We start from the raw sequence: 25,977 nt of genomic DNA, 5'->3' as shown, positions 1-25,977 counted from the left end.
TCAAGCCGGTCGTTGCCAGTGCTGCGCCGCCAAGGCCAGCAGGCGCGCGTCCGATCCTTCGGCCGCCACCAGTTGCAGGCTCACGGGCATGCCGTCCACGAAGCCGGCCGGCAAGGCGATAGCCGGCAGCCCCAGCAGGTTCCACGGATTGGTCAGGCCCAGCAGGGTTTCGCGCACGCCGGCGCTGCCGGGGCCCGCCACGCTGCGCTGCTGCAACGCCGGTGCGGTGATCGCCACCGTCGGCAGGGCCAGCACGTCGACCCGCTCGAAGAGCTGCGCGAACACGGCGCGCAAGCGAGCACGCGTATCGATGGCGCGCACGTACTCCCAGCCTTGCACGGGACGCGAGGCGCGCAGGCGTTCCAGGACTTCGGGGTCGAACTTTTCGGGTTCGTCCTCGACGCGTTCGGCGTGCACCGCGTAGGCTTCGGAGCGCTGGATGGCGCCCAACGCGCCTTGCAGCGCGCGGGCATGCCGGGTGACCTCGGCGCCATCGAGCAGGCCGGCATCGTCCGCCCCCCCCAGGAAACGTACCGCCGCCGCGCGCACGCAGGCCGTGACCGCCGGGTCGTCGATGGCGAACGGCGCGTTCGGCACCCACATCATGCGCGGCGCCGCCGAGCCCGCGCCGGCCGATGCACCGATGCCGCCGCCGGACAGCGCCTGCATGAAGACCTGGGCGTCGGCGACGTTTTGCGCCAGCACGCCGGCGTCTTCGATGCTGGGCGACAGCGGAAACAGGCCCTGCGCCGACACGCGGCCGTGCGTCGGCTTGAAACCCACCAGGCCGCACAAGGCCGACGGCACGCGCACCGAGCCGCCGGTGTCGGTGCCCAGCGCCACGGGCACCATGCCGGACGCGACGGCGGCCGCGCTGCCGGCGCTGGAGCCGCCCGTGATCTGCGTGGTGCGCCACGGATTGCGCGCCGCGCCCTGCACGCTGCGGTCGCCGGTGGGACCGTAGGCGAATTCGTGGGTCAGGGTCTTGCCGATGACGATGGCGCCCGCGGCGCGCAACAGCGCCACGCATTCGGCGTCGGCGGCGGGCCGGTGGCCCAGGAAGTGCGCGGCACCCATGGTGGTGGGCATGTCGGCGGTATCGACGTTGTCCTTGATGGCGACGGGAATGCCGTGCAACGGACCGCGCACCCGGCCCTGCGCGCGCTGGGCGTCCAGGGCCCGCGCCGCGGCCAGGGCGGCGTCGATGTCCACGTGCACAAAGGCGTTGAGCAGCGGGTTCAGGCGCTCGATGGCGGCGGCGCTGTGGCGCACCAGCGCTTCGGCGCTAAGGGTGCCCCGGTGCATGGCGTCCTGCAGCTCGGCCAGCGTGCGGCCGGCGAAAAAACCCGGTTCGACGGCCAAGGTCGGCAGAGGGTGTTGCGGATTCATCGTGTGGCTCCTTGGCGCGAGGCGGACGGCAGGCGGGGACCGACGCCCGGACGGACCTGCAGCATCGCACACATGCCGACGGCCGTGGCGACCGAGGCGGCCACGAACATGACCGAATAGCCGTGGCGCGCGGCCAGGTAGCCCGTCAGGGTCGGAGCCAGGATCGATGCGATGTTGGCGAAAAAGTGCATCAGGCCGCTGAAGGTGCCGACGCGGTTGGCGGGCGCCGTGTCGATCACGACCGCCCAGTAGACCGAATTGGGCAGCGCGTTCAGCGCGTTGGCCAGCGTCATCAGCGCGATCACGGCGAACACGGACTGCGCCTGCGACACCAGCAGGAAGCACAGCGTGGTGGCCAGCAGGCATCCGGCGGCGAACCAGCTGCGGGCGATCTTCAGGCTGCCGGTGCGCTTGAACAGCAGGTCGGAAATGCGGCCGCCCAGCAGCACGGTGACGCAGGCGCCGGTCCAGGGAATCATGCCCATGTACCAGAGCGACGACAGGCTATAGCCGAAGTTGTCCTGCAGGTACTTGGGCGTCCAGGTCAGCAGCAGGAAGTTCACGTACATGAACGAGAAGTAGCCCAGGGTGTTCAGCACCAGGGTCTTGCTGCGAAAGAAGCTCCACCACGGCAGTGCCGGGGCGTCCTCGCCCTGACCGGCCGCGGCCTGGGCGCGCGAGGCCTGGATCTCCTGCAGTTCCGCCGGCGACACGCGCGGGTTGGTCTCCGGGCGGTCGGTGAAGATGCGCATGAAGAACACCAGCACGATCAGGCCGGCCGCGCCCAGGATGTAGAACATGGCGCGCCAGCTGCCGGTCAGGCTGAGCAGGCCCACAGCCACCGGGGCCGTCAGCAAGGCGCCCAGCGGCGTGCTGAGCAGGCCGAAGCCCACCACGAAGCCGCGCTCGCGGGTGGTGGCCCAGTTGGCGATGGTCTTGTTGATGATGGAATACGCCGGGCCTTCGGCCGCGCCGAACAGGATGCGGATGGTGGCAAAGCCGGCCAGCGCCGAGCCGCCCAGGAAGGCCAGGCCGAAATCCCCCGCCCAGGCGGTGGCGATCTCGAAGATGGACCAGGTCACGCCGGCCACGATCCAGACTTTGCGCGGGCCGAAGTGATCGGCCAGCATGCCGCCGAACAGCGCGCCGACCATGTAGCCGTAGCCGAAATAGCCAAGCACCGAGCCCCAGTCGCCGCGGTCCAGGCCGTACTCGCCGGTGATGTGGGCGGCGGCGTAGGACATGGCGCCGCGGTCGATGTAATTGATCAGCGCCAGCAGCACGACCATGGTGAAGATCCGGTAGCGGAACCGGGAATTCTGGGTTTCAGTTGTCATTGCGTTTCGATCCAGTCGTTTTACCCAAACGTTTGGGTTGCGGAATACTAAGGGGTCGGAAACCAAAAATCGACACCGTGTAAACCCTAGGTTGCCGTGGAATACCCAACAGAGGTATTTGAGCGTGTATCCTCCAGCCCCATGAATAAATCGCGCCCTGTCACGCTGCAAAGCCTGGCGCGGCAGCTCGGTCTGAACGTTTCGACCGTGTCCCGCGTCCTCAATGGTTCCGAGGACGACGCGCGCGCCGCCGCCGCGCCCGACACCGTCAAACGCATCCGGGCGCTGGCCGCCGAACTGCACTATCAAACCAATCCTCATGCGGCCAGCCTGAAGACGCGCCGCAGCCGCACCATCGGCGTGCTGGTCCCGCGCCTGTCGGACATGGTGCTGGCCACCATCTACGAAGGCGTGGACGAGGCCGCGGCCGAACATGGCTACCTGACCTTCGTGTCCAACACCCAGGACGTGCCCGACAAGCAGCGCAAGCTGATCGAGATGGCGCTGGCGCGGCGCGTGGACGGCCTGATCCTGGGCGACGCGCACAGCCACGATGGCGCCGGGGTCAATCCCCTGCTGGCCGAGCTGGCGCAACGCGATGTGCCGTTCGTGCTGGTCAGCCGCCACGCCGACGACCATTGCGCGGTGACGTGCGACGACATCGAAGGCGGCCGGCTGGCCGCCGAACATCTGCTGGCGATGGGCCACCGCCGCATCGCGGTGATGGTCGGCGAACCGTTCGCCAGCACCGGGCGCGACCGCTCGGCGGGATTTTTCGCGGCCTGTGCACGCCACGGCGTGGCGGTGCCGGCGCACTGGCGTATCGAAAGCCCGTTCGACACCGACGCGGGCCGCCATGTCGGCGCGCGCCTGCTGGCGGGCCCCGACCGCCCCACCGCCATCTTCGCGGTCAACGACTTCCTGGCGGTGGGCGTGATGGGCGCGGCGCGTGAACAGGGCCTGGAAGCCGGCCGCGACGTGGCCATCGTGGGCTACAACGACACGCCGCTGGCGGGCGCCCTGCCCATCGGCCTGACCACCATTCACTCGCCCATGCACCAGATGGGACGGCTGGGCCTGGAACTGCTGGTGCAGAAGATTGCCGGCGGCCGGCCCGACAGCGTGCGGCTGGCGCCTGCGCTGGTGGTGCGCGGCAGCAGCGACCGGCCGATACCGGGTTGACGGCGCGCCCGCTCAGCCCGTGATGGCCCCCGCCGGCCGCAGCGCCCGCGTCGCCAGGAATGTCGGCAGATAGCGGTCGATCAGGAAACGCGGCCGCGGCTGGCGGTCTTCATGAAAACCCGCCAGTACGAAGCCGGCGTCCAGCTGGCCGCCGATCTGATCCTGCAGGCTGTGGCCGAACACCAGCGCTTCGCCGCGAGCACGCTTGGCGTCCAGCGCCGCCGGATCCAGGGCATCGACATCCGCATAAGGCAGCGCATGCAACGGCCGGATCAGGCCCTGCCCGGCCAGCGCCGGATCACGGTCGCCCACGAACACGACCGGGTTGTAGAAGCTGGACAAGAGGCTGCCGCCCGGCCGCAGCACGCGCCAGCACTCGCGCCACACCGGCCGCACATCCGGCACGTACAGGTTGGAAATCGGGTGGAACACCACGTCAAAGGACTGGTCCGCAAAGGCGGACAGGTCGCGCATGTCGCCTTGCACGGCGGTCAGCGCCAGTCCGTCGCGGCGGGCCACGGCGCGGTCCTGTTCCAGTTGGCGTTCGGACAGGTCGAAGACCGTGACCCGGGCGCCGGCCGCGGCCAGCACCGGCGCCTGCTGGCCGCCGGCGGACGCCAGGCACAGGATGGACAGGCCCTCGACGCGGTCAAGCCAGCCCGCGGGCAACGGGCCGGGCGTCAAATGCACGGCCCAATCGCCGCGGCGGGCGGCGGCGATGATGTCGGGGGTGACGGGGCGCGACCATTCGCAGTCTTGCGCGGCGAGCTGGTCCCAGGCGGCCTGGTTGTGGGCGATGAGGTCGAACGAAGTAGGAGCAGGCATGAGGCCTCCATGAACGTGATGCGAGCCGCGGCTAACGCGGCAGCGAGCGGTGTGTTCAGGCGGCGAGGATCATGTTGGCATACTCCGGTGGATGGGCGGTATTCTAGCGGACATGAACGCCCCTACGTCATCGCCCACCGTGCGCCACATCGGCGGCCTGCGCACCCTGGTCTTCAGCGACACCGGCCCCGCTCTGGCCACAGGCCAGGACACCAACGACCTGATCAGCGCCGCGTGGGAACACGAGGCCGACTGGCTGGTGCTGCCCGCCGCGCGCGTGCATCCGGATTTCTTCCGCCTGGAAACGCGCATCGCCGGCGAACTGATCCAGAAGTTCGTCAACTACCGCCTGCAATGCGCGGTGGTGGGCGACATCGCGGCGCACCTGGCTGCCAGCAAGTCGCTGCGCGATTTTGCCTACGAGACCAACCGCGGTCGGGTGTTCTGGCTGCTGGATGATCAGGCGGCGCTCGAAGCGCGCCTGGCGCCCGCCGCGGCCTGACTCTCCGCGCGGCCCGCGCGTCCCATGGGCTGACGCCCTACCCCGCTGCTACGCCCTGCTCCAACGGATGGAAACAGGCGGCCGCGCGCACGCCGGCCCCGTCCAGCGCCGGCACCCGCTGCGTGCAGTCTTCCTGCGCCCGCGCGCAGCGCGGATGAAACGCGCAGCCCGGCGGCAGGTGCGTGGGCGCGGGGATCTCGCCCTCGATCCTGGCCAGCCGGATGCGCGCCTGCGGATCGGGCACGGGCGAGGAATCGCGCAGCACCCGGCTGTAGGGATGCAGCGGCCGGTCCAGCACCTGCGCGGTGGGACCGCGCTCGATGATGCGGCCCAGGTACATCACGCAAACCGTATCGCAGAAGTGCCGCACCACGCCCAGGTCGTGCGAAACGAACACGAAAGACAAGCCGCGATCGCGCTTGAGGCGTTCAAGCAGCTGCAGGATCTGCGCCTGCACCGACACGTCCAGCGCCGACACGGGCTCGTCGGCCACGATCAGTTCCGGGTCCAGCACCAGGGCGCGGGCGATGCCGATGCGCTGGCGCTGGCCGCCGGAGAACTCGTGCGGATAACGCTCCAGCGCGGACAGCGGTAGCCCGACTTCCTGGATGGTCTGTTCGACCTTGGCGCGGATCTGCTCGGCGTTGCCGCGGCGATGCACGTGCAAGGGCTCGGCCAGCGCCTGGCGCACGGTGCGGCGCGGGTTGAGCGAGGCATAGGGGTCCTGGAACACGATCTGGATGCGTTGGCGCAGGGCCCGCAGCTCGGCCGCGCCGGCCTGCCGCAAGTCATGGCCGTCGAACACGATGCCGCCTTCGTCGGGTTCGATCAGGCGCAACAGCGTGCGCGCCACGGTGGACTTGCCGCAACCGGACTCGCCCACCAGTCCCAGGGACTGGCCGCGCGCGACGCTGAACGACACGTCGTTGACCGCGCTGACCGTCTGGCGCGGGCCGCCCAGCCAGCCGCCGCCGCTTTCAAAACGCTTGACCAGATTGCGCACCTGCAACAGTTCGCTCATGCCTTGTCCTCGTACGGTTCGGCGCGCACCACGCAACGCACCTGGTGGCCCGGGCCGATGCGGGCCAGGTCCGGCCGGCGCGCTTCGCAGCGCGCCTCCTTCAGCCGGCAACGCGGCGCGAAGGCGCAGCCGGACGGCATCGCCGTGATCGCCGGCACGCCGCCGGGGATGGATTCCAGCACCTGGCTGTCAGCGTCCACGCGCGGCATGGCGCGCAGCAGCGCCTCGGTATAGGGATGGGTCGGCCGCGCGAACAGCGTCTGCACGTCGGCGGTCTCGACCACTTCACCGGCATACATGACCACCACGCGGTCGGCGATCTGCGCCACCACGCCCAGGTTGTGGGTGATGAACAGCACCGCCATGCCGTGCGCGGCCTTCAGCTCGGACAGCAGGTTCAGGATCTGCGCCTGGATGGTGACGTCCAGCGCGGTGGTGGGCTCGTCGGCCAGCAGCACCCGCGGCTTGCAGGCCAGGGCCATCGCGATCATGACGCGCTGGCGCATGCCGCCGGAGAACTGATGCGGATAGTCGTCAAAGCGCCGCGCGGCGGCCGGGATCTTGACCTCTTCCAGCACCGCCAGCGCCAGCCGGCGGGCCTCTTTCCAGGACAGCTTGCGATGCAGCCGAATGGCCTCGGCAATCTGGTCGCCCACCGTCATGGTGGGGTTCAGCGAAGTCATGGGCTCCTGGAAGATCATGGCGATGGCCTCGCCGCGCAGCCGGCTCATCTGCTTTTCCGACAGCGCCGTCAGGTCCTGCCCGTCCAGCAGCACCTGGCCGCCGCCGTGGCGGGCGCCGGACCCGGGCAGCAGGCGCAGCACCGATAGCGCGGTCACGCTCTTGCCGCTGCCGGATTCGCCGACCACGGCCAGCGTTTCGTTGCGGCCCACTTGCAACGACACGTCGCGCACGGCCGCGTGCCAGGCGCCGCCGGCGCGGAATTCCGTGCGCAACGCGCGCAGTTCCAATACGGGGGCTTCTGCAGTCATGAGCGCTCCGAACGCAGCTTGGGGTCGATGGCGTCGCGCAGCGCGTCGCCCAGGAGATTGAGCGCCAGCACGGTCAACAGGATGGCGATACTGGGAAACACCGTCAGCCACCAGGCGTCCAGGATGTTCTCGAAGCCCTCGCGGATCATGCTGCCCCAAGTGGCCGCTGGCGGCGGCACGCCCAGGCCGATGAAGCTGAGCGAGGCCTCGGTGCGGATGGCCGACGCCATCCACAGCGAGCCCAGCACCACCACGTCGGACACCATGTTGGGCAGGATGTGCACGCCCATCAGCCGCAGCGGACCGTAGCCCAGCGCCCTGCCCGCCTCGACGAAGTCGCGCTGCTTGAGCGCGATGGTGGGCGCCCGCGCCACGCGCACGAAGGGCGCGATCTCGGTGATGGCGATGGCGATGATCAGGTTTTCCAGGCTGGCGCCCAGCATGGCGGCCACCATCAGGCCCAGCAACAGCGTGGGAAACGACAGCAGCACGTCGACCAGGCCCATGATCAGCTGGTCCACCAGCCCGCCGACATAGCCGGCCAGGATGCCCAGCGCCGAACCGATGCACATGGCGATCAGGATGGCGACAAAGCCCACCAGCAGCGACACGCGGGCGCCGTAGATCAGGCGCGACAGCACGTCGCGGCCATAGCTGTCGGTGCCCAGCCAGAAGTCGGCCGACGGCGGCTCGAGCCGGTAGGCGATGTTCTGCTGCAGCGGGTCGTGCGGCGCCAGCCAGGGCGCCAGCACGGCGGCCAGCACGATCAGCACCAGCAGGCCGATGCCGATCCACGACAGGCGGTTGCGGGCCAGCGCCTGCCACAAGGCGTTGGGGCGGGCGGGAGTTGCGGCGGCGACGGCGCTCATTGGTATTTCACCCGGGGATCGACCAGCCCGTACACCAGGTCGGTCAGGAGGTTGACGACAATCACGCAGGAGGCGAACACCACCATCAGCCCCTGCAGCAGCGTGTAGTCGCGGCTGTTCAGGGCTCCCAGGATCAGCTTGCCCAGGCCGGGGCGGTTGAAGACGATCTCGGTCAGCACCGAGTTGCCGATCAGCGTGCCGAAGTACAGGCCGACCACGGTGACGATGGGGATCAGCGCGTTGCGCAAGCCGTGGCGCACGATCAGGCGCGCCGGCCGCACGCCCTTGGCGCGGGCGGTGCGGACATAGTCTTCGCCCATCACGCCCAGCATCGACGAGCGTGTCACGCGCATGACGTAGGCCATCATGATCAAGCCCAGGTTGAAGGCCGGCAGCACCAGGCCGCGCAGTTGCGCGCCCCAGTCGCCCGGCGCGGCGCTGCCGATCACCGGGAACCAGCGCAGCTGGATGGCGAACACCAGCAGCATCAGGATGGCCGAGACGAAGGCGGGAAACGACAGCCCGGTCAGGGACAGCAGGCGGCCCAGGTAATCCGGCCAGGCGTTGCGGCGCAGCGCGGCCCAGATGCCCAACGGCAGGCCGAACACCACCCCGATCAGGATGGCCGCGGCAGTCAGCTGCAAGGTCCAGGGCAGCACCAGCGCCACCTCTTGCAGCACGGTACGGCCGCTGGACATGGACACGCCGAAGTTGCCCGACAGCATGTCGGCGAGGAAGCGGCCGTACTGCACATAGGTCGGCAGGTCCAGGCCCAGCCGCAGGCGCAGCGCGGCCAGGGCCTCGGCGCTGGCCTGGTCGCCCAGCATGACGGCGGCCGGGTCGCCCGGCACCAGCCGCACCAGGATGAAGACGGCGGTCAGCATGGCCAGCAGCGTGGGGATGGCCAGCAAGAGCCGCTTGATGGCGTAGCGCATCATGATGATTGCTCCTTGGCGGGCGGCTGCATCAGCCGCGCCGCCTGCAGGTTGCCGATGGCGCGGGCGGTCTGTCCGCGCAGCGCCAGGTCGGCCAGCGCGGCGCCCACCACCGGCACCAGCTCGAAGCCGTGGCCCGAGAAGCCGAAGGCATGCAGCACGCCGGGCGCGTTGGGCGATGGGCCCACCACCGGCAGCATGTCGTCCGTCTTGGCTTCCAGGCCGGCCCAGACCCGCACGATGCGGATGTTGCCCACCGCCGGGAACAGGTCGGTGGCGGCGCGCGCGCCCTTGGCCAGCACCCGCATGCGCGCGGTCGAGGTCTCGCGGTCCAGGTCGGGAATGCCCTGCAGGCCGCCGCCGATGACCAAGGTGCCCTGGTCGGACTGCTTGAACGACAGCGAGCGGCCCATGATGGCCACCACCGGCTTGATGAAGGGCCGCAGCCGTTCGCTGACCATCATCATCGACGACTTGGCCGACAGCGGAATCTGGTCGCCCGCCATCGCCGCGATGCGCCCCGACCAGGCGCCCGCGGCGTTGATGACGCAAGGCGCGGTGTAGACGCCGGCATCGGTCTGCACCTGCCAGTCCTGCCCTTTCCGTTCCAGCCCGGTGACGCCGCAGTGCTCGACGATCGTCACGCCCGCCGCCTCGGCGCTGTGGCGGAACGCGCGCAGGGCCCGGTGCGGATCCGCCGCGCCGTCGCGCCGCGCGATCGACGCGCCCAGGCAATGCGGGCTCAGTTCCGGCAGCAGGCGCCGCAGCTCGTCCGGGCCGATGATTTCCTCGTGGGTGTAGCCGGCGGCGCGCAGGCCCGCCACGCGGGCTTGCAGCTTGGCCAGCGCCGCGGGCGTCTCGGCCACGCAGATCTGGCCGTTGGCATGAAAGCCGCAGTCGTCGCCCACCAGCGACGCCATGGCGTGCCACATGTCCATGGCTTCCAGCGACAGGTCCAGCTCGCCCAGGTCGCGGTTCAGCGTGCGGACCCCGGCGGCGGTGGCGCCGGACGCATGGCGGCCGACCCAGTGCTTTTCGATGACGATGACGCGCTTGCCTTCGCGCGCCACGTGCAGCGCCGCCGACAGGCCGTGCAGGCCGCCGCCGATCACGATCACATCGCAATGCCGTGCGCTCATGCCTTTTCTTCCTCGATGTCCAGCGATGCCAGCTCGCCCAGCGTCAAGGGCTTGAGCGGCGGGCGGATGCGATAGAAGCCCACCTCGGCCACCGGCCGCTTCTGTTCGGCGGCCACGATGTGGGCGATGGTGTAGCCGCATTGGCGGCCCTGACACGGACCCATGCCGGCGCGGGTGTAGGACTTGATCTGGTTGGGGCCGGGCTGGCCGATGGCGGCCGCGCGGCGGATGTCGCCCGCCGTCAGTTCCTCGCAGCGGCAGACGATGGTGTCGTCCGGCGGCGCGAAGATGCCGGCGCGCGGCGGGTACATCGCGTCCAGCATCGGACGCAGGCGCAGCAGGCCGGCCAGCTTGGCGCGCAGGGGCGCGGCGGTTGCGGCGGCGGCCTGGGCCGTCAGCTTGCCGGCTTGCAGAGCGATGCCCACCGCCGCCAGCTCGCCGCGCACGCAGGCCGCCTGCGCGCCGCCGATGCCGGCGCCGTCGCCGGCCACGTAGATGCCCGCCCGGCTGGTCTGGCCCCACGCGTCCAGGTCCGGCGCCAGGCACGCTTGCTGCGCATTCCAGCTGTGCGCGCACTCCAGCGCGCGGGTCATGTGGATCGATGGCACCACGCCCTCGTGCGACAGCAGCACGCTGGCTGGCGCACGCACCGTGGCGCCGTCCGCCGTGCCATATTCAATCTCGCGCAGCTGGCCGTCGCCCAGCGCGCGCAGCGCCGTCACCCCGCACACGCGCTTGACGCCGGCGGCGCGGATCTCGCGCAGCCAGGCCAGGCCCTTGCGCACGTCGCCCCAGGCCGCCAGCGCGGCGCCCGCCCACGGCAGCGCGCGCCGCCAGCCGCCCGGCGGCGAGGTATCCAGCCAGCCGGCGATCTGGCCGCCGGCGCGCAGCAACTGCGCCATGTACAAGAGCGGCAAGGGACCGCTGCCCGCCACCCAGACCGGGCCGGCCGGCACCTGGCGCGAGGTCTTGAGCAGGATCTGCGCGGCGCCCACCGTCAGCACGCCGGGCAGCGTCCAGCCAGGGAACGGCGCGGGCCGTTCCTGCGCGCCCAGCGCCAGCACCACGCGGTCGGCGCGCACCACTTCGGCGCGGCCCTGGCGGGTCATGTAGACGTGCCAGTCGGGCTCGATCTGCCAGACCTGGGTATCCGGTTCGTAGAACGCGCCACAGGTCCGGAAGCGCTCGGCCAGGCCGGCGCCAGCGCGGTATTCCTCGCCCAGCAGCCGGCCGGTCGGCGTGGCCGCCACCGCTTCGACCGCACGCCATATCTGGCCGCCCGGCGCGGGTTGCTCGTCCACCACCAGCACCGACAGGCCCTGGGCGCGCAGGCCAATGGCCGCGCTCATGCCGGCGGGGCCGGCGCCGATCACCACCACATCGAATTCGCGTTTCATGGCAGCACGCTCCGCTTGCCGAACTGGCGTTGCACCTGCATGCCTTCGCGCACGGTGACCAGGCAGGTCTGGGTGGACGCCACACCGTCGACGATGGCCAGGCAGTCAAAGCACACGCCCATCATGCAGAACGGCGCGCGCGGGCTTTCGTGCACCGGCGTGGTCCGGCTGGCGGGGCGGGGTTGGCGCAGCAGCACCGCGGCCACGGTCTCGCCGGGCGTGGCGGTGACGGCCTCGCCGTCGATGGTGAGCATCAGCGCGGGCGCGCCGGACTCAGGCAACTTTCGGAACATTGAAGCGCTCATGATGAAAGGCATCCAGGGTTTCAAGGGGCGCGCCGCCGGCCAGCGCGCGGGCGTACGGCCCGGCGTGAAACGAGGCCAGCGTCACGCCGGAATGGCAAAGCGCGATGGACACGCCATCGTGGGTGGGAGACTGCGCGTAGACGGGGCCGCCGTCGGGGGTCATGATCCGCAGGCACGACCAGTGCCGCACCAGCCGCGCGGCGGCCAGGCCCGGCAGGATGCGCAGCGCGTTGCGGCTCATGCGCGCCGCGGCCGCCGAGGTGGTGCCCAGGTCGTAGCCCACCTCTTCCTGCGTCAGGCCCACCATGACCGTGCCCTCGCCGGTCTGCCGCATGCCGCTGGCGGGCACGGGCAGCAGCGGCGCCAGGCGTTCGGTGACCAGGATCTGTCCGCGCTGGGGCCGCAGCGGCACATCCAGTCCGACCATGGCGCCCAGCGCGGCCGAGCCCAGCCCGGCAGCAATGACCAGTCGCGGCGCGCGGGCCTGCAAGGCCCCGGCGCTGACTTGCACGCCGCCGCCCGGCGCATGGCCGATGGCGCTGACGGTGTGGTGGTTGCGCAAGTGGCCGCCGCGCCGCAGAAAGGCGGTCTGCAACGCGGCCAGCAGGCGCAGCGGATTCACATGTCCGTCCTGCTCGCCCAGGCTGGCGCCGGCCACGGCCTTGCCCAATTGCATCGTGGGATAGCGGTGCCGCAGTTCGGCGCGATCCAGGATCTGCGTACAGGGCGCCAGCTCGGGCGCCTGCCCCCGCCACAGCGCCAGGCGGGCGGCGCGGCTGGCCAGTTCGCCGTCGCTCATGCAGAAATGCAGGCCGCCGCAGCGCTCGTAGTCCAGCGTCACGCCGCTGTCTTCCTGCAAGCGGCGCGCGAATTCGGGCCAGTCCTGCACAGCCTGGCGCGACAGCCGCTGGTAGGCGGGATAGCCGTGGCCCTTGCCCTGCAGCCAGACCAGCCCGAAGTTGGCCTTGGCCGCGCGGTAATCGGTATCGGCGCCGTCCAGCAGCAGCACCCGGCAGCCCTGCCCGGCCAGGCCGTAGGCAATGGCCGCGCCTACCATGCCAGCGCCGGCCACGATGACGTCGTAGTCATGCGCCATGGCGGACCGCCCTTGCGCGGGGCACCCTTGCGCGGGGCGCCCTTGCGCCGGCCCGGCCCACGCTATAACCTTCGCGGCTGGAAAACGGGTTGCGGCCCTTTGGGGTTATGGCATGAAAGAGACCTTGAACCTGCGGCAGATCGAAGCCTTCAAGGCGGTGGTGGAACACGGCACCGTCAGCCAGGCCGCGGTGGCGCTGGGCGTGTCGCAGCCGGCGGTCAGCAAGCTGCTGTCGCACCTGGAGACCGACACGGGCCTGGCGCTGTTCGACCGCGTGCGCGGCAAGCTCGCGCTCACCACCCAGGGCATGCGCCTGTACCAGGAGATCGACCGCGTGTTCAGCGGCCTGCGGCAAGTGGAGCAAGCCGTGGATTCCATCCGCCGCGACGAGCAGCGCACCTTGACGGTGGGCGTGCTGCCGGCCCTGTCGGGCGCCTTCATCCGCCGCGCCACCATGCAGTTCCTGGCGCGCCATCCCGACGTGCGCGTGTCGATCCAGATCCGCGGCTCGCTGTTCCTGGCCGACTGGCTGGCCACCCGCCACATCGACGTGGCGCTGGTCGGCAGCCGGGTCGACAACCCGTACATCGAGCGCGAGGCGCTGTTCCGCTATCCGCTGGTGTGCGCCCTGCCCGTCAACCACGAGCTGACGCGCAAGCGCGTGATCCGGCCGCGCGACCTGGACGGCTTGCCGTTCGTGTCGTTCGGCAGCGACAGCCAGACGCACGAACTGGTGCAGCAGGCCTTCTCCACGTCGGACGCGCGGCTGAACGTGGTGCTGGATACCAGCACGGCGCCGACGGTGTGCGAGTTCGTCGCCGCGGGCCTGGGGGTGTCGTTGATTCATCCGTTGTTCGCCGAAGGGTTTCAAAGCCGCCTGGTGCTGCGGCGGTTCGATCCGGAATTGAATTTCCATTTCCAGTTGTGCCGTTCACAGGCGTCGCGCAACGCGGCGCTGGTCGAGACCTTTGTCGAGGAGGCGCGCGACGTCGCCGCGCAGATCTCCCGGGAAGTGTTGAAGGGGCAGTGACCGGTGACCCGGACGGGTGACGCGGGCCCGGATCGCCGCGTTGACCGTCAGGGCACCTTGACCGTGGTCAGCTCGGTGATCGGCGGCTGCAGGTTCAGCGCGCCCTTGAGCGCATAGCCGTAGTTCACCCGGTCGCTGTGCACCCAGACCTGCTTGAGCCCGAACAGCGGCACCGCGCAGACGTCGTCGTGGATCTTGGCCTGTGCCTCTTTCCACAGCGCCAGCTGGCGCGCGGCGTCCGGCTCGACGCGGGCCTGGCGGATGGCGTCGTCGGCCACCGAGCAGTGCGAGAAGTTCGACATCGCGGCCGGCGCGCCGATGGCGGCGGCCGAGTCGTAGAACTCGGTCAGGTAGGTATCCGCGTTGGGAAAGCGCGCGGCGCCGTAGAACACCAGGCCGCTCAGGTCCTGGCGGCTCTTGGCCTGGTAAGTCGCGTGGTCCACCACTTCCATGTTGAGCTTGATGCCGGCCTTGGCCAACTGCGCCTGCACGATCTCCATGATCGGCTGCTGCGCCGAGATATTCGACACGATCGACTTGATCTCGATGCCGCTGGGAAAGCCCGCCTCGGCCAGCAGTTTGCGGGCGCGGTCCGGGTCGTAGGCGTAGCCGCCCGCGCCGCAGTCCTGGCCCAGGTAGCCGTTGGGCACCACCGAGCAGCCCTTTTCCGCGACGTCCTTGCCGGCGTAGCGCACGATCTCGTCGACATTGATGGCGGCGGCGATCGCCTGGCGCACCTTCAGGTTGTCCAGCGGCTTGATGTTGCGGTTGATGTGCAGGGTGCGGAATTCGGCCGGTTCGAAGATGTCGACCTGCATGCCGCGCTTGGCCGAGCGTTCCACCCAGCGCTGTTCGCGCTTGCCCTGCATGACGTCGATCTCGTTGGATGTGAAGGCCAGTTCGCGCGCGCTGTCCGACGGGATCATGCGGTACATGATGCCGCCCAGTTTGGGCTTGCCGCGGAAGTACGCGTCGTTGGCCACCAGCTTCACGTATTGCTGCGTGACGTGTTCGCCAAAGGCAAAGGGCCCCGTGCCCACGGGCGAGGCGCCGAACTTGTCGCCCAGCTTTTCGGCGGCCTTCTTGCTGACGATGTTGCCGCCGTGGTAGTTCGATACCCGGCCCAGGAAGGCGGCATCCGGGTACTTCAACGTGAAGCGCACGGTGTAATCGTCCAGCGCCTCGACCTTGTCGATGATGCCGAAGGCAGCCGCGAAGCTGGACCGGTTGGGGTCGGCGGCGCGCTGGATCGAATAGACCACGTCGTCCGCCTTCAGTTCGCCGTAGCCGGCATGGAACTGCACACCGTGGCGCAGATGGAAGGTCCAGGTCTTGCTGTCCGCCGAGGCCTCCCAGCGTTCGGCCAAGTCCGGTTCCAGGGCCTTGGGATCGGCGCTGCCCGCCGGAAAGCGCACCAGCGCATCGAACATCTGCGCGGCCACGCCCTTGTCGGCCGTGGAGGTGGCGCGGTGCGGATCCAGCGAGGCGTTGTCGGCCGCGCCCGAACTGATGCGCAAGAGCGGACGATCCTGGGCATGGGCGGGCGCGGTCAGGCCCGCGCTACAGGCCGCGAACAGCGCGGCGGCAAAGACGAGAGTGGCAGGACGTTTCATGACTTCCCTTGTGCGCCGCGCGGCGGCGGCTGTCGTGTTCTGCAGTCAGAGGTACAGCGTGCAGGCAGACTAGAATCGGCAAGACATGGCGTCAAAGTCCTTAAGGTACATACCCTATTCCTAAAGGTTATATATCTGCCGTCCCGTCGAAGGACGTCCCCGGGAAGCAGGCACCGGGCTAGTGGTTAGTACTGATGCGCAAAAAAACGGCGGATTCAGGGAAAACACCGATGCCGCGGCGCGCGCGACAAGCCCCTTCCGCGGGAATGGTCATGCTTGACCCTAGGTACGGCCGGCCCTATTCTTATTTGAACGATCATTCCATAAAGGCCGCCATGCGCACCAAGGATTTCGAACCCGACGACGTTGCCGACGCGGCCATGCACGTGTTCTGGCGGCGCGGCTATGCGGCCACGTCCGTGCAGGACCTGGTCGACGGCACCGGCCTGGGACGCGGCAGTCTGTACAACGCCTTCGGCAGCAAGCAGGGCCTGTACGAGGCCGCGCTGCGCCGCTACCACGACCTGACCGCGGCCAACCTGGAACTGCTGGCCCGGCCCGGCACGGCCCGCGAGCGCATCGGCCGCCTGCTCGACTTCATCGTCGACGACGAATTGCGCGAAGCCAGCCGGCGCGGCTGCCTGGTGGCCAATGCCTCGCTGGAAATGGCAGGCCAGGACGACACGGTGGCCGAGTTGGTGCGGCGCAATTTCCAACGCCTGGAAAAGGCGCTGGAGAAAATCCTGGCCGACGCGCAAGCCGGCGGCGAGATCGACGCCGGCAAATCGCCGCGCGCGCTGGCCCGCTTCATCGTCACCACCATCCAGGGCCTGCGCGTGGTCAGCAAAGGCAACTCCCCCCGCGAACGCCGGCAATGGCTGGCGGACGTGGTGGGCGTGGCGCTGGGCGCGCTGTAGGTCGGGCCTTTTTTTCTCATCGCGGCCGCCTTTGGGTGTCCGCATTTTTTTACCCATTATTGGAATGATCATTCCAATTTAACCGTGTTTCAATCGCCCCAAACCATGACACCCCCCTCCTCCTCTTCCGCGCTGCCCGCCAGCGCCTGCCCGCAAGACACCGTTGAACGCCTGCCGCTGGGCAAACTGCTGGCCATGGCGCTGGCCGGCTTCATCACCATCATGACCGAGACCGTGCCCGCCGGCCTGCTGCCGCAGATCGGCCAGGGGCTGGGCGTGTCCGAGTCGCTGGCCGGGCAACTGGTCACCCTGTTCGCCGCCGGCTCGGTGCTGACGGCCATTCCCCTCATCGCCGCCACCCGCAGCTGGAATCGCCGGCCGCTGCTGCTGTTGGCGCTGGCCTGCCTGTGCGTGTTCAACGTCGTCACCGCCCTGTCCAGCCACTACGTGTTGACGCTGGCCGCGCGCTTCATCGGCGGCATGGCCGCGGGACTGCTGTGGGGGCTGCTGGCCGGCTATGCCCGCCGTCTGGTCGCGCCTCGCCAGCAAGGCCGGGCGCTGGCGGTGGTGGGCGCGGGCCAGCCGCTGGCCTTGTGCCTGGGCGTACCCGCCGGCGCCTGGCTGGGCAGCATGATGGATTGGCGCGGCGTATTCTGGATCATGGCCGCCGTGTCGCTGGCGCTGGTGGTGTGGGTGCGCGTGGCCGTGCCCGACTTCGCCGGCCAGGCGGCGCGCCAGCGCCAGTCCATCGCGCGCACCTTCCTCATGCCCGGCATCCGCCCCATCCTGTTCGTGCTGTTCACCTGGATCCTGGCGCACAACGTGCTCTATACCTATATCGCGCCGTACCTGGCCCATCACGGGCAGCCGGTGCCGGTAGACGCGGTGCTGCTGGTGTTCGGCGCCAGCGCCATCGCCGGCCTGTGGCTGATCGGAATGCAGGTCGACCGCCGCCTGCGGGCCATGACGCTGGGTTCGCTGGCGCTGTTCGCCCTGACCGCCTGCGCGCTGGGCATCGCCGGCGATCAGCCGGCCACGGTGCTGGCCGGCGTGGCGCTGTGGGGCCTGAGCTTCGGCGGCGCGCCGACCTTGCTGCAGACCGCCATCGCCGACACCGCCGGTGAACACTCGGACGTGGCGCAGTCGATGCTGGTCACCATCTTCAACCTGGCCATCGCCTGCGGCGGCGTGCTGGGCGGCGTGCTGCTGGACACGGCGGGCGCGGGCGCGTTCGCATGGACGGTGGCCGCGGTGGCCAGCATTGCGCTGCTGGCGGCGTGGCGGGCGCGCGCGCACGGTTTTCGCGCGGGACACCGGGCCTAGGGCCGGTCAGCGCTAAAGGAAGCCTCGCGCAAGCCCTAGGGCGTATCGCCTGCCGGCCCGCGGGACGGCACGCCCCGCCCCCCGATCGCCGCCAGCGGCGCCAGCATGCAGGCCGCGGCGATCAGCAGCGTGGCGGACAGGCCCCAGCGGTCCACGCTGGCCCCGCCCGCCAACGCGCCCAAGGCAATCGCCAGGTTGAACACGCCCACGAACAGCGAGGTCGCCGCCTCGACCGCGTCGCGGGCGGACTGCATCATCCAGGTCTGCAAGGCGACCGACACGCCGCCGTAGGACACGCCCCACAGCAACAAAAGCGCCACCGCGCCGGGACGCAGGTTGCCCAGCCACGGTAACAGCGCCAGCGTGGCCAGCAGTCCCAGCACGATGGCCAGCAAGGTGGGACGCAAACGCCGCGCCGCCGCCCCGCCGGCCAGGAAATTGCCGGCGATGCCGGCCACGCCATAGGCGAACAGCAGCGGCCCGATCCAGCTTTGCGCAAAGCCCGCCTTGGCCTGCAGCAACGGCCGTACAAACGTATAGGCCATGAAATGACCGGCTACCAGGAACAGCGTGACGAGCAGCCCGCGCCGCAACACCGGGTTGCGCAGCTGGCCCAGCAGTTCACGCGCCGTGATCGACCGAGTCACCGGCAACGGCGGCAACGTCAGCGCGGCCCACAGCAGCACCGCCGCGCTCAATGCGGCCATCGCGCCGAACGCGCTGCGCCATCCGGCCAGCTCGCCGATCAACGCCCCCAGCGGCACGCCCAGCACCGACGCCACCGCCACGCCCCCGAAAATCACCGCGGTCGCCAGGCCGGCGGACGCGGGCGCCACCAGCCGGCTGGCCAAGCCGCCCGCCACCGCCCAGATGCCGCCGATGCACACGCCCACCAGCACCCGCGCCGCCAGGAACCACGCCAGGCCCGGCGCCAGCGCGCTGGCCAGGTTGGCGCCGGCCAGCAACAGCAGCAGGCCGCAAAGAATGCGCCGCCGGTCGATGCCGCGGGCGCCCACCACCACCAGCGGCGCGCACAGGGCCGCCAGCAGCCCGGGCACGAACATCAGCAATCCGCCTAGCCCGACCGACACGTCCAGGCTGTCGGCGATCGGCACCAGCAAACCCACCGGCAGCATTTCGGTGGTGACGACACAGAAGGTCGCCAGGCCGGCCGCCGCCACCGCGCCCCAGGCATTGGCGCGGGCATCGGGTTCGATGCCAGGGCCGGATTCGCCGGCGGCGTCGTGGTTCGTGCGTGTCATGGGGAAGTGTCTCGTTGAATCAGGAGTCGCTGGGAAGCCCGCCCGGCGCCGTCAGCGCGCTGCGCGGCAAACCCGCGTGGAAGGTCTTTCCAGGCAGTCTACTGATTCCGTATTCCAGATAAAGCATGAATATCTAGAAACACAAGGGACAAATCGTCGACAATCAGGATCCCAGGCAGCAATGCGAACTCCGGAGCGCCTTCCATGACTTCCCCCGGCATCGACCATCTCGGCGACGTGCTCGCCTTCGTACGCGTGGCCGACGCGCAGAGTTTCACGCTGGCCTCCGAAAAACTGGGCTTGTCGCGCTCGGCCATCGGCAAGTGCATCGCCCGGCTGGAGCAAAGCGTGGGCGCGCGGCTGCTGCATCGCAGTACCCGCAGCGTCAGCCTCAGCGACGAAGGCCGGGTGTTCTACGAACACGCGCAACGCATCCTGGCCGAAGTCGAGAACGCCACCGACGCCCTGGCCAGCCGCCAGGAAGCGCCGCGCGGCCGCCTGCGCATCGACATGCCGGTGGCGCTGGGCCGGCTGCACCTCATGCCGCTGCTGCACGACTACCTGGCGCAATGGCCCGAGGTCGACGCCGACGTCAGTTTTTCGGACGACTACACCGACCTGGTGCGCGACGGCATCGACGTCGCGATCCGCATCGGCGGCGAGACCGACAGCCGCCTGGTGCGCCGCGTGCTGGCGCCGCACCGGCTCATCACCTGCGCCGCGCCCGCCTACCTGGACCGCCACGGCGCGCCGGCCTCGCCCGACGATCTGGCGCGCCACCAGACGCTGGCCTTCACGCACATGGGCGCGCTGGTACCGTGGCGCTATGCCCATCAAGGACAGGACCGCCTGGTGCAGGTCGCCGGCCGCTTGCGCCTGGGCAACACCGAGGCCCTGCGCGACGCCGCGCTGGCGGGCGCCGGCATCGTCCAGCTGGGCGCCTTCCTGGTGGGCGACGACCTGCGCCAAGGCCGGCTGGTACCGCTGCTGCAAGCCTGCACCCCGCCCGGCGCGCCGGTCTGCGCGGTGTATCCGCACCGGCGGCACCTGGCGCCCAAGGTGCGCCGCTTGATCGACGACATCGCGGCGCGATGGGCGCACGGCGCGCCTTGGGGGGAGTGACCGAACGCATCGGGTTCCAAAGCCATCGCCTGCGATGGCGTGGCCGGCGCGCCCGGTTTTCGCGCGCCATTGCCCGGGTAGCTCGCCATTTGAATCAGCTATCATGATGTTCAGCATCGCCATTGACGATGCAAATGCCCGCAGCCGATTCGTCTGCCTAGCATAGCGGCAGCCAGCCGGCGCCGCGCCGCCTGCCTTGCCTGCCTTACCGTCTTACACCCCGGAGTTTTCGTTGAGCGACATCTACCACTTCAGCCGCGGATCCGCCCCGCTGCTGATCTCCATTCCCCATCTCGGCAGCCAGATTCCCGATGCGCAGCGCGCCCGGATGACGCCCGTCGGCCAGCAGTCCGGGGACACCGACTGGCACCTGGATACCCTGTATCAGTTCGCCGAAGCGCTGGGCGCATCGGTGCTGGGCGCCCGATATTCGCGTTACGTGGTGGACCTGAACCGCTCGCCCGATGACGAAAGCCTGTATCCCGGCCAGACCAAGACGGGCCTGTGCCCGACCCACACCTTCCGCGGCGAACCGCTGTACCTGAGCGACGCCGTCCTGACCGACGACGAACGCACGCATCGCGTGCAGCACTACTGGCAGCCCTATCACGCCAAGCTGCGCGAAGAGCTCGACCGCATCCGCGCCGAACACGGCACGGTGCTGCTGTGGGAAGCCCACTCGATCGCCAGCGTGCTGCCGCGCCTGTTCGAGGGCAAGTTGCCCGACCTGAACCTGGGCACCGCCGACGGCGCCAGCTGCGCGCCGGACATCCTGGCCGCCATCGGCGAACGCCTGCCGGACTGCGGCTACACCTCGGCCCTGAACGGCCGCTTCAAGGGCGGCTACATCACGCGCCACTACGGCTCGCCGGCCGAGGACATCCACGCCGTGCAACTGGAAATGTGCCAGTCCACCTATATGGACGAGTCCTACCCCTACGGCTACCTGCCCAACGCCGCGAACAAGGTCATCCCCGTGGTCGAAGGCCTGGTGCGGGCCGCGCTGGCGCAGACGCTGGCGCGCAAGCGCTAAGCGGCCGGCCCCGCGCCACAACGTCCGCATGCCGCCGCCGATGAACCGCTTTTCGTTCAGCACCACCGAGAATTATCCCGATTGGAGCCTGCTGCTGACGTGGGTGGCGGTGGTGGAAGCGGCGTCGGTGTCAGGCGCGGCTCGCCTGCTGGGCTTGTCGCAGGCGGCGGTCTCGCAACGCGTCAAGCAGCTGGAAACCGCGATGTCCACCGAGCTGCTGGACCGCAGCACGCGGCCGGCGCGGCCGACCCCGGCGGGCGAACTGTTGTTCGACCACGCCGCGCGATTGCTGGCGCAGGCCGGCGACATGACGGAAAGCGTGCGCAACCTGAGCCGCGCCAAGCGCAATATCGTGCGCTTCGGTTGCGTGGATTCGTTCGCCGGCACACTGGGCCCCACCCTGATCCACGGGCTGTCCGGCGCGTCGCGCCAGATCCGCCTGTGGTCGGGCATCACGCCCGTCCTGGACAAGCAGCTGGAAGACCGGCAGCTGGACCTGGTGGTGACCACCAGCGCCTCGGCCGGCAAGCCCAGCATCCGCAAGACCGCCCTGTTCAGCGAACCCTACGTGCTGATCGTGCCGCGCAGCCTGGGCATGGAAAAGATCACCACGCTCAAGGAATTGGGCAAGCGCGCGCAGTTCATCCGCTACAGCGCCCGCTCGTTCATCGGCGCCGAGATCGACCGCCTGGTCGAGGCGCACGACGTCATGATCGAACGCACGTTCGAGTTCGACAACACCGACCCGCTGCTCAGCCTGGTGACGGCCGGCCTGGGCTTTGGCATCAGCACGCCGCTGTGCATCTGGCAGTCGCGTCATTTCATTGACCAGCTGCGCGTGCTGCCGCTGGCGCCCTTCCTGGGCATGGCGCGCGGCGACGACCCCAGCCTGTCGCGCAGTTTCTACCTGGCCGCGCGGCCGCAAGAGGTCGGCAAGCTGCCGACCGAGGCCCGCGACGTCATCCTGATGGCGATGGAACGGCTGGTGCACAAGGACATCGCCCCGGCGCTGGGACTGCCGCCCGCCTCGCTCTGGCGCAGCCTGCGGCGCTAGGGACTGTCAACACTCAGGCGCCTCGCACAGGCTCCAGGCGCCACCGGCCGCCCTTTGCCTGTCACACGATTGCGGTCAGCTCCGGCACGGCGTCGAACAGATCCGCCACCAAGCCGTAATCGGCCACGCCGAAGATCGGCGCATCGCCGTCCTTGTTGATGGCGACGATGGTCTTGGCATCCTTCATGCCGGCCAGATGCTGGATGGCGCCCGAGATGCCGACCGCCACGTACAGCTCGGGCGCGACGACCTTGCCCGTCTGGCCCACTTGCCAGTCGTTGGGCGCGTAACCGGCATCCACCGCGGCGCGCGATGCGCCCAGGGCGGCGCCCAGCTTTTCGGCCAGGGGATCGAGCAGCTTGAAGTTCTGCGCGCTGCCCAGGCCGCGTCCGCCGGACACCACCACGCGGGCGCCGCTCAGGTCGGGACGTTCGGATTTGACGATCTCGCGGCTGACCATGCGGGCCAGACCTGCATCCGCCACGGCCGGCACGGGTTCCACCGGCGCATTGCCGCCGGTGGCGGGCGCGGCGTCGAACGCCGTGGGTCGGATGGTCGCCACGACCACCGGATAGCCGCTGCGTACCGTGGCGATCGCGTTGCCCGCGTAGATGGGACGCTTGAAGGTGTCGGCGGCCAGCACCGCGATCACGTCCGAGACCTGCGCCACGTCCAACAGGGCGGCGATGCGCGGTGCGACGCTTTTTCCCTGCGCGGTGGCGGCCATGAAGATGTGCGTATAGCCGGCAGCCACCGCCACCGCCTGCGCGGCCAGGTTCTCGGCCAGGCTGTCGGCCAAATGCGGCGCCTGCGCCAGCAGCACCTTGGCCACGCCCGCGACCTGGGCGGCGGCGTCGGCGACGGCCTGCACGCCGTCGCCGGCCACCAGCACGTGGATGGGCCGATCCAGCGTGGCGGCCGCCGCGATGGCGTTCAGGGTGGCGCCGTTCAGCGCGCGCGTATCGTGTTCGGCAATAACCAGGACCGTCATCAGATCACCTTCGCTTCATGCTTGAGTTTGTCGACCAGCGCGGCCACGTCGGCCACCTTGATGCCCGGCGCGCGGGCGGCGGGCGATTCCACCCGCAAGGTCTCCAGGCGCGACGCCGGGTCCACGCCCAGGTCCTGCGGCGTGGTCACGTCCAGCGGCTTTTTCTTGGCCTTCATGATGTTGGGCAGCGTGACATAGCGCGGCTCGTTCAACCGCAGGTCGGCCGTCACCACGGCCGGCAGCGCCAGGTCCACCACTTCCAGGCCGCCGTCGACCTCGCGGGTCACGCGGGCCCGGCCGTCTTCGATGTGGATGGCGCTGGCCTGGGTGGCTTGCGGCCAGCCCAGCAGCGCGGCCAGCATCTGGCCCGTCTGGCAGGCATCGTCGTCGATGGCCTGCTTGCCCAGGATCACCAGCGCCGGCTGCTCGCGCGCCACCACGGCGCGCAACAGCTTGGCCACGGCCAGGGGCTGCAACGCGGTGTCGGTCTGCACCAGCACGCCCCGGTCGGCCCCGATGGCCAGGGCGGTGCGCAGCGTCTCCTGCGCTTGGGTGACGCCGCAAGTCACGGCCACCACCTCGCTGGCCGCGCCCTGCTCTTTCAGGCGCACAGCCGCCTCGACGGCGATCTCGTCGAACGGGTTCATCGACATCTTGACGTTGCCGATGTCGACACCGCTCTGGTCGGCCTTGACGCGCACGTTGACGTTGTAATCCACCACGCGTTTGACCGCGGCAATTACCTTCATGAAAACACTCCTGGGTCAGTAAAGGATATCCAGCAACACGGCGGCCAGGCCGGCGGCCTGCGACGGCACGCCGCGAGCCGGCGTGAACGAGTGATCGCCCCCGGCGCCGGGCTTGCCGGCACAGAACGCGGACCGCAGCAGGAAATCGCCCGCGGCCAATTCGTGGGGACCGTCCGGCGTATGCCAGCGGCCCGCGGCCAGCGCCAGGCATAGCCGCAGGTGCCGCCCCGCACCGCCCGGCGCCAAGGCGCCGACAGGCAACTCGGCCGCTTCGGATGCCGGCGCCAGGCTCACGCAGCGCACCCGCGCCTGCGCCGCCCCGCGCCGCACGAACAGGTTCAACACCTGCACGGGGCCGCCCGGCAGCGTGCCATGCCAGGCCAGATCGCCGGCGAAAGCGGCGGGACGGCCCAGGGGCAGCAGCACCCGCGCGCTTGCATCGCGCAGGATCACGTCCCCGCCGGACAGCACCACCGATACACGGTCATCCCCCGCAAAGCGCGAGTACGGCCCGTCACGGGCGATGTCCGCCACGCTGACCCGCCAGCGCGCCGCACCCGCCGAGGTCTCATCCATGGCCAGCGTGCGCGTCACGCCGCCGCCGTTCTTCCACGGTTCGGACGCCAAGGACGGCCAGTGGCCGCCCCACGCGCCGCCGGATTCAGGAGACTGCGCCAAGGCCGTACTTCCCGGTCAGCAACGCGCCGCGCTGAAAGCGGCTCAGGGCATACGGCGCCAGCGATACGTCGGTGGCCAGCCCCAACGCTTCCTGCGCCAGCACGCGGCCCACGGTGGGCGACAACTTGAAGCCGTGGCCGGAAAAGCCGAAGCCCACCACCAACCCCTGCACGCCGGGCACCCGGCCCAGCACCGGATTCCAGTCCGGCGTCACGTCGTACACGCCGGTCCACGACGAAGCCAGCCCGGCGGTCTCGTAGGCCGGAAAGCGCTCGGCCACCTGCGCCCCCACCTCGGCCACGTAGTCCAGCGCAATGTCGCCCTGCTCCGCGTCGCTGTGCTGCAGGGTTTCGCCCACGACGCCCTCACTGACCAGCATCTGGTTGCCGCCATAGCTACGGCAATACAGCATGCCGGGCGAGGCCAGGTCCTTGTAGACCGGCATCGAATAGGTATAGGGCGCCGCTTCGCATTCCAGCGCCAGCACCGCGTGGCGCTCGGGCAGCACCGGCATGGCCACGCCGGTCCAGGCGGCCAGCTCGGATGTCCAGATATTCTGCGTGCTGATCACCAGCGGGCTGGCGTAGTCGCCCTCGGACGTGGACACGCCCGTGACCCGGCCGTTCTCGACCAGCAAGCGATGCACGTCGACGTTTTCCCGGATCGTCACGCCCCGGCGGCGGGCGCCGCGCGCAAAGCTGGTGGCCACCAGGTAGGCATCCGCAAAGCCGGCCTCCGGCTCGAAGCCGATCAGCGCGGCGTCGTCGAACGAGGCGATCGGCAGCAGTTCACGGGCCTGCGCGGGCGTCAGCAGCTCCAGCGCAATACCCTGGGCCTGCTGCTGTGCCAGCGCGCCGCGCAGCGGTTCCAGCTTGTCGTTGTCGGCCGCGCTGATCAGATAGCCGCACTTGACCAGGCCGCACGAGGCTTCGTCGTCGCCGATGTAGTTCGAGAAATCGTTGAACACGCGCCACGAACGCTGGGCCAATTCCACGTTCTCGCGCACCGAATAGTGGGTGCGCAGAATGCCGGACGATTGCGAGGTGGTGCCCGCGCCGATCGTCGCGCGATCCAGCACCAGTACATTCTTCGCCCCCAACGCGGCCAGGTGGAAGGCAACCGAACTGCCGATCACGCCCGCACCGATCACGATCACGTCATAACTTTTCACGACTTGGCTCCAAGAACAAGTGGCCGGAGTGTGAACCCGCGATTC

General features: G+C 69.7%; 25 protein-coding genes. 8 read left to right on the top strand and 17 right to left on the bottom strand.

The features are described 5' to 3' along the window. A complete protein-coding gene (locus A9974_RS03910) occupies positions 1–1,389 on the bottom strand; it encodes an amidase (protein WP_183002849.1) in 1,389 nt (462 codons plus the stop codon). Further along, a complete protein-coding gene (locus tag A9974_RS03905; RefSeq protein WP_183002848.1) occupies positions 1,386–2,726 on the bottom strand; it encodes an MFS transporter in 1,341 nt (446 codons plus the stop codon). The genes A9974_RS03910 and A9974_RS03905 overlap by 4 nt, the downstream gene beginning before the upstream one ends. A gap of 141 nt (positions 2,727–2,867) precedes the next feature. On the opposite strand from A9974_RS03905, the gene A9974_RS03900 reads away from it, so the two are divergent. Beyond that, positions 2,868–3,908 carry a LacI family DNA-binding transcriptional regulator gene (locus tag A9974_RS03900; RefSeq protein ID WP_183002847.1) on the top strand — a complete coding sequence of 347 codons (1,041 nt, stop codon included), beginning with the start codon at positions 2,868–2,870 and terminating at the stop codon, positions 3,906–3,908. A gap of 12 nt (positions 3,909–3,920) precedes the next feature. On the opposite strand, the gene A9974_RS03895 is transcribed toward A9974_RS03900, so the two are convergent. After that, the gene (locus A9974_RS03895) at positions 3,921–4,733 is read right to left on the bottom strand and encodes a class I SAM-dependent methyltransferase (RefSeq protein ID WP_183002846.1); all 813 of its coding nucleotides are present in this window, start codon (positions 4,731–4,733) and stop codon (positions 3,921–3,923) included. Between the two features lie 112 nt (positions 4,734–4,845). Here A9974_RS03895 and A9974_RS03890 point away from each other — a divergent pair, with 112 nt between their 5' ends. After that, a complete protein-coding gene (locus tag A9974_RS03890; protein WP_183002845.1) occupies positions 4,846–5,235 on the top strand; it encodes a DUF4180 domain-containing protein in 390 nt (129 codons plus the stop codon). A 37-nt stretch (positions 5,236–5,272) separates the two neighbouring features. On the opposite strand, the gene A9974_RS03885 is transcribed toward A9974_RS03890, so the two are convergent. Genes A9974_RS03885 through A9974_RS03850 form a run of 8 tightly spaced genes read right to left on the bottom strand, consistent with a single transcriptional unit; the run spans position 5,273 to position 12,989 of the window. After that, on the bottom strand, positions 5,273–6,256 hold the full coding sequence (locus tag A9974_RS03885) for an ABC transporter ATP-binding protein (RefSeq protein WP_183002844.1): 984 nt from the start codon (positions 6,254–6,256) through the stop codon (positions 5,273–5,275). After that, positions 6,253–7,248: an ABC transporter ATP-binding protein gene (locus A9974_RS03880; protein WP_183002843.1), complete on the bottom strand. Its 996-nt coding sequence runs from the start codon at positions 7,246–7,248 to the stop codon at positions 6,253–6,255. Before A9974_RS03880 ends, A9974_RS03885 begins: the two co-directional genes overlap by 4 nt. After that, positions 7,245–8,117 (bottom strand): ABC transporter permease, encoded by an 873-nt coding sequence (locus A9974_RS03875; protein ID WP_183002842.1) that lies wholly within the window; start codon positions 8,115–8,117, stop codon positions 7,245–7,247. The genes A9974_RS03880 and A9974_RS03875 overlap by 4 nt, the downstream gene beginning before the upstream one ends. Continuing rightward, positions 8,114–9,055 carry an ABC transporter permease gene (locus A9974_RS03870; RefSeq protein ID WP_183002841.1) on the bottom strand — a complete coding sequence of 314 codons (942 nt, stop codon included), beginning with the start codon at positions 9,053–9,055 and terminating at the stop codon, positions 8,114–8,116. The genes A9974_RS03875 and A9974_RS03870 overlap by 4 nt, the downstream gene beginning before the upstream one ends. Beyond that, on the bottom strand, positions 9,052–10,191 hold the full coding sequence (locus A9974_RS03865; protein ID WP_183002840.1) for an FAD-binding oxidoreductase: 1,140 nt from the start codon (positions 10,189–10,191) through the stop codon (positions 9,052–9,054). Before A9974_RS03865 ends, A9974_RS03870 begins: the two co-directional genes overlap by 4 nt. After that, entirely contained in the window at positions 10,188–11,588 is a 1,401-nt protein-coding gene (locus A9974_RS03860) for an NAD(P)/FAD-dependent oxidoreductase (protein WP_183002839.1), read from the bottom strand. The genes A9974_RS03865 and A9974_RS03860 overlap by 4 nt, the downstream gene beginning before the upstream one ends. Then, on the bottom strand, positions 11,585–11,881 hold the full coding sequence (locus A9974_RS03855) for a (2Fe-2S)-binding protein (RefSeq protein ID WP_183002838.1): 297 nt from the start codon (positions 11,879–11,881) through the stop codon (positions 11,585–11,587). The genes A9974_RS03860 and A9974_RS03855 overlap by 4 nt, the downstream gene beginning before the upstream one ends. After that, the gene (locus A9974_RS03850) at positions 11,862–12,989 is read right to left on the bottom strand and encodes an FAD-binding oxidoreductase (protein WP_183002837.1); all 1,128 of its coding nucleotides are present in this window, start codon (positions 12,987–12,989) and stop codon (positions 11,862–11,864) included. Before A9974_RS03850 ends, A9974_RS03855 begins: the two co-directional genes overlap by 20 nt. A 112-nt stretch (positions 12,990–13,101) precedes the next feature. Here A9974_RS03850 and A9974_RS03845 point away from each other — a divergent pair, with 112 nt between their 5' ends. Then, a complete protein-coding gene (locus A9974_RS03845) occupies positions 13,102–14,019 on the top strand; it encodes a LysR family transcriptional regulator (RefSeq protein WP_183002836.1) in 918 nt (305 codons plus the stop codon). 47 nt (positions 14,020–14,066) lie between these two features. Here the strand turns inward: A9974_RS03845 and A9974_RS03840 are convergent, their stop codons facing one another. Further along, a complete protein-coding gene (locus tag A9974_RS03840; RefSeq protein WP_183002835.1) occupies positions 14,067–15,632 on the bottom strand; it encodes an ABC transporter substrate-binding protein in 1,566 nt (521 codons plus the stop codon). A 335-nt stretch (positions 15,633–15,967) separates the two neighbouring features. Here A9974_RS03840 and A9974_RS03835 point away from each other — a divergent pair, with 335 nt between their 5' ends. Then, the gene (locus A9974_RS03835) at positions 15,968–16,549 is read left to right on the top strand and encodes a TetR/AcrR family transcriptional regulator (protein WP_183002834.1); all 582 of its coding nucleotides are present in this window, start codon (positions 15,968–15,970) and stop codon (positions 16,547–16,549) included. An 18-nt stretch (positions 16,550–16,567) separates the two neighbouring features. Beyond that, positions 16,568–17,872 carry an MFS transporter gene (locus A9974_RS03830; protein ID WP_370539577.1) on the top strand — a complete coding sequence of 435 codons (1,305 nt, stop codon included), beginning with the start codon at positions 16,568–16,570 and terminating at the stop codon, positions 17,870–17,872. 35 nt (positions 17,873–17,907) lie between these two features. On the opposite strand, the gene A9974_RS03825 is transcribed toward A9974_RS03830, so the two are convergent. Further along, the gene (locus tag A9974_RS03825) at positions 17,908–19,134 is read right to left on the bottom strand and encodes an MFS transporter (protein WP_183002832.1); all 1,227 of its coding nucleotides are present in this window, start codon (positions 19,132–19,134) and stop codon (positions 17,908–17,910) included. Between the two features lie 204 nt (positions 19,135–19,338). On the opposite strand from A9974_RS03825, the gene A9974_RS03820 reads away from it, so the two are divergent. The 3 genes from A9974_RS03820 (at position 19,339) to A9974_RS03810 (ending at position 22,343) form a co-directional block, all read left to right on the top strand. Beyond that, positions 19,339–20,256, top strand: a complete 918-nt coding sequence (locus tag A9974_RS03820; RefSeq protein ID WP_183002831.1) for a LysR family transcriptional regulator — start codon at positions 19,339–19,341, stop codon at positions 20,254–20,256. A gap of 232 nt (positions 20,257–20,488) precedes the next feature. Continuing rightward, positions 20,489–21,289 (top strand): N-formylglutamate deformylase, encoded by an 801-nt coding sequence (gene hutG, locus A9974_RS03815; RefSeq protein ID WP_183002830.1) that lies wholly within the window; start codon positions 20,489–20,491, stop codon positions 21,287–21,289. Positions 21,290–21,329: 40 nt separating this feature from the next. Continuing rightward, on the top strand, positions 21,330–22,343 hold the full coding sequence (locus tag A9974_RS03810; protein WP_183002829.1) for a LysR family transcriptional regulator: 1,014 nt from the start codon (positions 21,330–21,332) through the stop codon (positions 22,341–22,343). Between the two features lie 61 nt (positions 22,344–22,404). On the opposite strand, the gene A9974_RS03805 is transcribed toward A9974_RS03810, so the two are convergent. From A9974_RS03805 to A9974_RS03790, 4 genes are read right to left on the bottom strand one after another with little or no spacing between them, the layout of a single operon-like run. After that, positions 22,405–23,334 carry an FAD-binding protein gene (locus A9974_RS03805; RefSeq protein WP_183002828.1) on the bottom strand — a complete coding sequence of 310 codons (930 nt, stop codon included), beginning with the start codon at positions 23,332–23,334 and terminating at the stop codon, positions 22,405–22,407. Then, a complete protein-coding gene (locus A9974_RS03800) occupies positions 23,334–24,083 on the bottom strand; it encodes an electron transfer flavoprotein subunit beta/FixA family protein (protein ID WP_183002827.1) in 750 nt (249 codons plus the stop codon). The genes A9974_RS03805 and A9974_RS03800 overlap by 1 nt, the downstream gene beginning before the upstream one ends. 15 nt (positions 24,084–24,098) lie before the next feature. Then, entirely contained in the window at positions 24,099–24,761 is a 663-nt protein-coding gene (locus A9974_RS03795; protein WP_183002826.1) for a HutD family protein, read from the bottom strand. After that, positions 24,745–25,932: an FAD-binding oxidoreductase gene (locus A9974_RS03790; protein ID WP_183002825.1), complete on the bottom strand. Its 1,188-nt coding sequence runs from the start codon at positions 25,930–25,932 to the stop codon at positions 24,745–24,747. The genes A9974_RS03795 and A9974_RS03790 overlap by 17 nt, the downstream gene beginning before the upstream one ends. Between the last annotated feature and the right edge of the window lie 45 nt (positions 25,933–25,977).

The organism is Achromobacter sp. UMC71 (genome assembly GCF_014170305.1).
Taxonomy (GTDB): Bacteria; Pseudomonadota; Gammaproteobacteria; order Burkholderiales; family Burkholderiaceae_B; genus Achromobacter.
The sequence above is the reverse complement of the archived record's forward strand: the minus strand, read 5'-3'. Positions and strand labels throughout refer to the sequence as shown.

What these genes read in the sequence shown, in the direction of transcription:
- A9974_RS03870 (WP_183002841.1), bottom strand. Translation starts at nt 9,055, where the DNA reads ATGATGCGCTACGCCATCAAGCGGCTCTTGCTGGCCATCCCCACGCTG.
- A9974_RS03875 (WP_183002842.1), bottom strand. Translation starts at nt 8,117, where the DNA reads ATGAGCGCCGTCGCCGCCGCAACTCCCGCCCGCCCCAACGCCTTGTGG.
- A9974_RS03800 (WP_183002827.1), bottom strand. Translation starts at nt 24,083, where the DNA reads ATGAAGGTAATTGCCGCGGTCAAACGCGTGGTGGATTACAACGTCAAC.
- A9974_RS03885 (WP_183002844.1), bottom strand. Translation starts at nt 6,256, where the DNA reads ATGAGCGAACTGTTGCAGGTGCGCAATCTGGTCAAGCGTTTTGAAAGC.
- A9974_RS03850 (WP_183002837.1), bottom strand. Translation starts at nt 12,989, where the DNA reads ATGGCGCATGACTACGACGTCATCGTGGCCGGCGCTGGCATGGTAGGC.
- A9974_RS03855 (WP_183002838.1), bottom strand. Translation starts at nt 11,881, where the DNA reads ATGTTCCGAAAGTTGCCTGAGTCCGGCGCGCCCGCGCTGATGCTCACC.
- A9974_RS03890 (WP_183002845.1), top strand. Translation starts at nt 4,846, where the DNA reads ATGAACGCCCCTACGTCATCGCCCACCGTGCGCCACATCGGCGGCCTG.
- A9974_RS03865 (WP_183002840.1), bottom strand. Translation starts at nt 10,191, where the DNA reads ATGAGCGCACGGCATTGCGATGTGATCGTGATCGGCGGCGGCCTGCAC.
- A9974_RS03835 (WP_183002834.1), top strand. Translation starts at nt 15,968, where the DNA reads ATGCGCACCAAGGATTTCGAACCCGACGACGTTGCCGACGCGGCCATG.
- A9974_RS03825 (WP_183002832.1), bottom strand. Translation starts at nt 19,134, where the DNA reads ATGACACGCACGAACCACGACGCCGCCGGCGAATCCGGCCCTGGCATC.
- A9974_RS03900 (WP_183002847.1), top strand. Translation starts at nt 2,868, where the DNA reads ATGAATAAATCGCGCCCTGTCACGCTGCAAAGCCTGGCGCGGCAGCTC.
- A9974_RS03810 (WP_183002829.1), top strand. Translation starts at nt 21,330, where the DNA reads ATGAACCGCTTTTCGTTCAGCACCACCGAGAATTATCCCGATTGGAGC.
- A9974_RS03895 (WP_183002846.1), bottom strand. Translation starts at nt 4,733, where the DNA reads ATGCCTGCTCCTACTTCGTTCGACCTCATCGCCCACAACCAGGCCGCC.
- A9974_RS03905 (WP_183002848.1), bottom strand. Translation starts at nt 2,726, where the DNA reads ATGACAACTGAAACCCAGAATTCCCGGTTCCGCTACCGGATCTTCACC.
- A9974_RS03840 (WP_183002835.1), bottom strand. Translation starts at nt 15,632, where the DNA reads ATGAAACGTCCTGCCACTCTCGTCTTTGCCGCCGCGCTGTTCGCGGCC.
- A9974_RS03820 (WP_183002831.1), top strand. Translation starts at nt 19,339, where the DNA reads ATGACTTCCCCCGGCATCGACCATCTCGGCGACGTGCTCGCCTTCGTA.
- A9974_RS03860 (WP_183002839.1), bottom strand. Translation starts at nt 11,588, where the DNA reads ATGAAACGCGAATTCGATGTGGTGGTGATCGGCGCCGGCCCCGCCGGC.
- A9974_RS03845 (WP_183002836.1), top strand. Translation starts at nt 13,102, where the DNA reads ATGAAAGAGACCTTGAACCTGCGGCAGATCGAAGCCTTCAAGGCGGTG.
- A9974_RS03805 (WP_183002828.1), bottom strand. Translation starts at nt 23,334, where the DNA reads ATGACGGTCCTGGTTATTGCCGAACACGATACGCGCGCGCTGAACGGC.
- A9974_RS03910 (WP_183002849.1), bottom strand. Translation starts at nt 1,389, where the DNA reads ATGAATCCGCAACACCCTCTGCCGACCTTGGCCGTCGAACCGGGTTTT.
- A9974_RS03880 (WP_183002843.1), bottom strand. Translation starts at nt 7,248, where the DNA reads ATGACTGCAGAAGCCCCCGTATTGGAACTGCGCGCGTTGCGCACGGAA.